The sequence below is a fragment of the Pseudomonas sp. NPDC089996 genome, from assembly GCF_044748405.1.
Taxonomy (GTDB): Bacteria; Pseudomonadota; Gammaproteobacteria; order Pseudomonadales; family Pseudomonadaceae; genus Aquipseudomonas.
In genome coordinates this window covers 38,094-44,267 of sequence record NZ_JBIVGA010000025.1, presented here as the reverse complement: position 1 = coordinate 44,267, position 6,174 = coordinate 38,094, and the positions used below count along the sequence as shown (strand labels likewise).

Below are 6,174 nucleotides of genomic sequence, written 5' to 3'. Positions count from 1 at the left end.
CGAGGCGCGCATTCTACGCTTTCCTCAGAGTGTGTCAAGCGTTTATTTTGAAGTTTTTTGCGAGAAACTCGTTTAGCTTCAAACACTTGACTCGCTGCGATCTCTCGTAACGGGAGGCGAATAATACAGCGTTTAAAACCGCTGTCAACCTTCATCTCGACCGCTATCGATCATTCGATCGAAGCCCTTTCAGTGACCTCGTAACAATCTAACTCATTGAATTTCAAGGAGTTTGTCGTTCCGATGTCGCTGGAAGTGGGGCGCATTATAAGGGGATTCGAGAGGGCGTCAACCGATAATTTCACATATTTGAAATATTCCAGAAAAAGACCATATCAAGGCCACCAGGTGTTGTGGCAGGCGCCTCTCAAAACCAACTCAATCTCCAGCCAGCCCCCTTGCACCCCGCCCAAGCAATTGCGCACTATATTGCACACCCCGCACACCTCCCAAGGATAGCCGCAGACAAATGAACACCCAGCCCCGCAGCCTGGCCGCGACGCTCTTCCCGATCGGCCTGCTGCTCATCGCCATGGCCTCGATCCAGTCCGGCGCCTCATTGGCCAAGAGCATGTTCCCGATCATCGGAGCTCAAGGCACCACCACCCTGCGCCTGATCTTCGCCAGTATCATCATGTTGCTGGTCCTGCGCCCCTGGCGCGTGCGGATGACGGCCAACACCCTACGTAACGTGGTCATCTACGGCATGTCCCTGGGCGGCATGAACTTCCTCTTCTATATGTCACTGCAAACCACACCGCTGGGCATCGCCGTTGCCCTGGAGTTCACCGGCCCGCTGGCCGTGGCGCTGTTCGCTTCCCGCCGTCCACTGGACTTCTTGTGGATTGCCCTCGCAGTCGCCGGCCTGCTGCTACTGCTGCCGGTCGGCCACGGCGGCCAGCCGCTCGACCTGCTGGGTGCAGCCTACGCACTTGGCGCAGGCGTGTGCTGGGCCCTGTACATTCTGTTCGGCCAGCGCGCCGGCGCCGAGCATGGTATCCAGAGCGCCGCCCTCGGTGTGGTGGTCGCGGCCTTGTTCGTCGCCCCCATCGGCATCGTTCATGCCGGCAGTGCATTGCTCAACCCTGCCGTCATCCCATTGGCACTGGGTGTCGCCGTGCTCTCCACCGCCCTGCCCTACAGCCTGGAAATGGTCGCCCTGACGCGCATGCCTGCGCGCACGTTCGGCACCCTGATGAGTATCGAACCCGCAATTGGCGCACTGTCAGGCCTGCTCTTCCTGGGTGAGGTGCTGAGCACCACCCAATGGCTGGCTATCCTTGCCATCATTGCAGCCTCGGCTGGCGCGACACTGTCCATGCGCCGCGAGGCAACCCCGGCAGTCGCAGCAGACTGATTTGAGAAATATTTTCATTTGCGACGAGATTAATCATTGTCCCCATACGCCTCGCTGATTAAGCTGTCACAAAATCATAATCTTTACGCTATCTACTTGTGCAAACACGGAAGCCGAGGAAGATTCAGGAAGAACCGCAGCGATAACGACAGGGCCAGACAGCCGATCAGCCCTGCATTTAAGGACAGGAATGAAACGTATTTTGCTCATCCTGGCCGTCTTGGCCATTGCCGGATGCGCCGCAACAGCCAAGACTGAGGTCAAAAAGGGGAAAAAGGGTCTGCATATCAATTGCTCCGGCCTGTCTTCGTCGTGGGACAAGTGCTACAGCAAGGCGGCCACTTCCTGCAGCGCCCGCGGTTACAAGGTGATCGCGCGCTCAGGGGACACTGACGAGGAACCGGGGGACTACCTGTTCGGCATCAACCCCGCCGGCTACACCAGCCGGAGCATGATCGTCATCTGTAAATAAGAAAGGGCAGCCCGCGAGCTGCCCTTCTTTCATCTACCGACTTGCCGGAAGCCCGGTCAAAGCGGTTCTGTACGCGCCTTCAACCAATCCAGCGAAGCCCCTTGCAGCAACGGGGCCAGACGCTCACGCACCGTTGCGTGGTAATGGTTCAGCCACTCCCGCTCTTCCTTGGCCAGCATTTCGGGCAGCAGGCAACGCGTATCGATAGGGCACAGTGTCAGGGTCTCGAAACGCAGGAAGTCACCGAACGCACTTTTGCCCGACTCGCGGTTGGCAACCAGATTTTCGATACGCACACCCCAGGCTCCAGGCCGATAGGTACCCGGCTCGATCGAACTGATCATACCTTCCTGCATGGCCGTCTGCGGCATGGTTGCCGCCTGGTAGGCAATCACCTGAGGGCCTTCGTGTACGTTCATGAAGTAGCCGACGCCATGCCCGGTACCATGGCCGTAGTCGACCTGGTCTGCCCAGATCGGCGCCCGCGCGATGGCATCGAGCAGCGGCGACAGGATGCCGCGCGGGAAACTGGCACGCGACAAGGCAATCATGCCCTTGAGTACGCGCGTGCAGTCCTGCTTCTGCTCCAGGGTCGGCGTACCCACCGGGACCATCCGCGTAATGTCGGTGGTGCCCCCCAGATACTGCCCTCCAGAGTCGATCAACAGCAGGCCATCACCTTCGATGACCGCATGGGAGTCTTCGGTGGCGCGGTAATGCGGCATTGCACCATTGCCGTTGAACGCGGCAATGGTCGAGAAGCTCAGCGAGACGAAGCCGGGCCGGCGGGCACGCGCAGCACTCAACTGCTCGTCGACCGTCAGCTCGGTGATGACCTGGTGGCCCTGATGCGCCTCGAACCAGGCGAAGAATTCGCACAGGGCCGCGCCATCCTGCTCCATTACCTGGCGCACATGCACCAGCTCCTCTTCGCCTTTGCGTGACTTGCTCAGCGTGGTCGGGTTCAGGCCCTCAATCAACTGCACCTGGGCATCGAGGTTCTTCAACAAGCCGCAGGTAACGCGAGCGGGGTCGACCAGCAACCGGCTACCTGCCGCCAGCTGCGCCAGTGCCTGGTTCACTGCAGTGTAATCGCGCACTTCGATGCCGTCGGCCTTGAGCACCTGGCGCAAATGCTCATCGAGCTTTCCTGCTCCGACAAACAGGATCGCCTGGTCCTTGCCGATCAAGGCAAAAGAAACGAACACCGGGTTGTAGGACACATCGCTGCCGCGCAAGTTGAACAACCACGCGATGTCGTCCAGGGTCGCGATAAAATGCCAATCGGCGCCCTTCTCCTGCAGCGTGGCCCGCAACTGGTCGAGCTTCGCGGCCCGGCTGACCGTGGCGTGAGGCGGCAGGTGTTGATAGACCGGGTTGCCCGGCAGCGCCGGGCGGCCTTCCCAGACTTCGGCGAGCATGTCACGGTCGGTCACCAGCCGCGCCTGACGGGCCTTGAGCCGTTCTTCGAGCTGACGCGCCGGCGCCAACGCCATGACCGCGCCATCCACAGCCACGGCGCCGTTCACTCGAATATTGTCCCCCAGCCACTCCAGGGCGCCCGGCTTGCCAGGTAGCAGCTTCATCAACGCGATGCCGCTATCGGCCAGTTCCTTCTCGGCCTGTTCCCAGTAGCGGCTGTCGACCCACACCCCGGCAAAGTCTGCCGTCACCACCAGCGTGCCCACCGAACCGTCGAACCCTGACAGCCACCGACGCCCCTGCCAATAGCCCGGCAGATACTCGGAAAGATGCGGGTCGGCCGACGGTACCAGCAGGGCATCGAGCCCTTCGCGGGCCATAACGTCGCGCACGCGCGCCAGGCGCTCCGGCACACTTTGCTCGATGGTGGTCTGAACGTTCATGCGCACTCCTGCGGAAACTTCGTGGTTATTCCAAGATGAGAATAATGGAACAGCTACCACGGCGCCGCAATCGTGGCGACCGACTCACGGCACGCTATGCCCATGACGTCATCTGCAAAAAAGACATTTCCTACAACTGGGCCGGGACCATCAGTCACTTCCAGCTGAACTTACCGCTGGTACGGGCTTCACAACCTGTACATTCATTGCACAGAGGCACAAGCCCATGCCCAGTGCCTGCGACCCGAAGACTGCCGTGGTACTGCTCGACACCCGCGAGCACACCCCGGAGCATGAACATGCCGTGCACCTGAAACTGGCTGAGCGCCTCGCCCGACTGCTGGGTTGCAATACCGTGCTCAGCGATGTGCCGGCCAGGGAAGACAGCAACTACTATTACCTGCCTACCGCAACCCTCGTTGGCCCGGAGCGTTATGCCGCCATGGGCATTCGCAACGAGCAGGATCTGTTCGGCGGCCTGGTCAGCCACCCTTACATGGCCACCAAGGCCATTTCCCACCCGTTACCGGCCGATGCCGAATTCCCACCGGGCTGGACCGATGCCTTCGCTCGCCAGGCCAGTGACGCCCTGCTGTGTGGTTACACCGTATTCAGCAAGGACGATGCCCGGCGCGCCGCCCACTTGCTACTGCGTGATGGCCCGCTGCGCGTCAAGCCGGTGCTGGCTTGTGCCGGCCGTGGCCAGCAAGTCATCACCCAGACGGATGAACTGGAGCCACTGCTGGCCAACATGGATGAACGGGACCTGGCCTTGTGGGGCCTGGTGCTCGAGGAAGACCTGGGCAATGTCGAGACCTTCAGCGTCGGCCAGGTCCGCGTCGCCGGCCTGACCTGCAGCTATCACGGCACCCAGCAGCTAACCCATGACCACCAAGGCACCGAGGTCTACGGTGGCTCCGACCTGGTCGTGGTACGGGGGGACTACCCTGCCCTGCTGCAACTGCCCATGGAAGATCACCTGCGCCTGGCAATCAATCAGGCGATGGCCTATGAGCAAGCCGCCGAACAGCACTTCCCGGGGTTCATTGCATCGCGACGCAACTACGACATTGCCCGCGGCACCACCGCCCAAGGCCACCTGCGCAGTGGCGTGCTCGAACAATCCTGGCGTCTGGGCGGCGCCAGCAGCGCAGAGCTTCTGGCCTTGCAGGCGTTTGCCGACGACCCGGCACTGCAGCGGGTATGCGCCTCAACCCATGAAGTGTTCGGCAACCCTGACCTGCCCTCTGACGCCACCCTCTTCTATCAAGGAAATGACAGTGAACTCGGACAACTCAGCAAATACGCGCGGATTCGCCAGCATGAGCATTCAGAGTGAAACCGTGGAACTGCAGGTCGAAAATGACAGCATCGTCGGAACCTTGGTCAGCCCTGGCAGCAAGATGCCCGGCATTCTCTTCGTCCACGGCTGGGGCGGCAGCCAGCAGCGCGACCTGGCGCGCGCCCGGCATATCACCGGGCTGGGCTGCGTATGCATGACCTTCGACCTGCGCGGCCACGAGAAGACCGAAAGCCAGCGCCTGACCGTCACTCGCGAACAGAACCTCAATGACCTGCTGGCCGCTTACGACCGGCTGGTCAGCCACCCGGCGGTCGACAGCAGTGCCATCGCCATCATCGGCAGCAGCTATGGTGGCTACCTGGCTACCCTGCTGACCTTGCAGCGCCCGGTGAAGTGGCTGGCATTGCGGGTGCCGGCAATGTATTGGGACGACGAATGGAACATGCCCAAGCAGGCCCTCGACCGCCAGCGCCTCAATGCCTACCGCCAGCGCGCCCTCGGCCCGGCAGACAACCGCGCCCTGGCCGCCTGCGCCGAATTCGCCGGCGACGTGCTGCTGGTCGAATCCGAACAGGACGACTATGTGCCGCACTCCACACTGATGAGCTATCGCTCGGCATTCGTCAGTGCACACTCGCTGACCCATCGTATCGTCGACGGCGCTGACCATGCCTTATCCAGCGAAGCGAGCCAGAAAGCCTACAGTTCGATCCTCGCTGCGTGGATCAGTGAGATGGTGGTGGGCGCGCGCCTGGACCGTTACCCACACTACGCCCCTTGGTATGCCTGAACGTCACCCACCTGGCAATGCAGGCCACCATCGGCACCGCGTACCAGATTGCGCAGCGCCTGGTAAGCGGTAAAGTTGACGCCACGCGCCTGGTACTGGCTGAGCAACTCGAAGAACGGCTCCTCGGCAAAGCAATCGGCGGCCGCCGCCCAGGCCTGGCGCGACTGCCATTGCAGGTACTGCAGCACCCGGCTGCCATCGTCGCTGGCCTGGATGCTCACCCCTTGCAGGCCTTGGCAACGCGATGCGAGCTCCTCGCTGCGGGCGACCAACGCCTCGGCCAGCGCCGCCTGACGCGAGGCAGGCACTTCGTATTCGATCATCTGAGTGAACCACAGGGAATGTGGCGTGGCCGTCATGGCGAGTCTCCTTGCTGCGGGCGCTTGC

The 6,174-nt window shown here is 61.6% G+C and carries 6 protein-coding genes; 4 read left to right on the top strand and 2 right to left on the bottom strand.

Features of this window, described 5'->3' with window-relative positions; all coding sequences use genetic code 11:
- Positions 1 to 469: 469 nt before the first annotated feature.
- Positions 470 to 1,357, top strand: a complete 888-nt coding sequence (rhtA, locus tag ACIPW4_RS26480) for a threonine/homoserine exporter RhtA (protein ID WP_400663430.1) — start codon at positions 470 to 472, stop codon at positions 1,355 to 1,357.
- A 190-nt stretch (positions 1,358 to 1,547) separates the two neighbouring features.
- Positions 1,548 to 1,829, top strand: a complete 282-nt coding sequence (locus tag ACIPW4_RS26475; RefSeq protein WP_343598514.1) for a hypothetical protein — start codon at positions 1,548 to 1,550, stop codon at positions 1,827 to 1,829.
- Between the two features lie 56 nt (positions 1,830 to 1,885).
- Here ACIPW4_RS26475 and ACIPW4_RS26470 read toward each other — a convergent pair whose 3' ends face one another.
- On the bottom strand, positions 1,886 to 3,694 hold the full coding sequence (locus ACIPW4_RS26470; protein ID WP_400663426.1) for an aminopeptidase P family protein: 1,809 nt from the start codon (positions 3,692 to 3,694) through the stop codon (positions 1,886 to 1,888).
- Between the two features lie 226 nt (positions 3,695 to 3,920).
- Here ACIPW4_RS26470 and ACIPW4_RS26465 point away from each other — a divergent pair, with 226 nt between their 5' ends.
- Positions 3,921 to 5,033, top strand: coding sequence for a DUF3182 family protein (locus tag ACIPW4_RS26465; RefSeq protein WP_400663424.1), 1,113 nt, complete (start codon positions 3,921 to 3,923; stop codon positions 5,031 to 5,033).
- Positions 5,017 to 5,787 (top strand): alpha/beta hydrolase family protein, encoded by a 771-nt coding sequence (locus ACIPW4_RS26460; protein ID WP_400663421.1) that lies wholly within the window; start codon positions 5,017 to 5,019, stop codon positions 5,785 to 5,787. Before ACIPW4_RS26465 ends, ACIPW4_RS26460 begins: the two co-directional genes overlap by 17 nt.
- On the opposite strand, the gene ACIPW4_RS26455 is transcribed toward ACIPW4_RS26460, so the two are convergent.
- Positions 5,766 to 6,146 carry an antibiotic biosynthesis monooxygenase gene (locus ACIPW4_RS26455; protein WP_400663419.1) on the bottom strand — a complete coding sequence of 127 codons (381 nt, stop codon included), beginning with the start codon at positions 6,144 to 6,146 and terminating at the stop codon, positions 5,766 to 5,768. The genes ACIPW4_RS26460 and ACIPW4_RS26455 overlap by 22 nt on opposite strands.
- Positions 6,147 to 6,174: the final 28 nt, after the last annotated feature.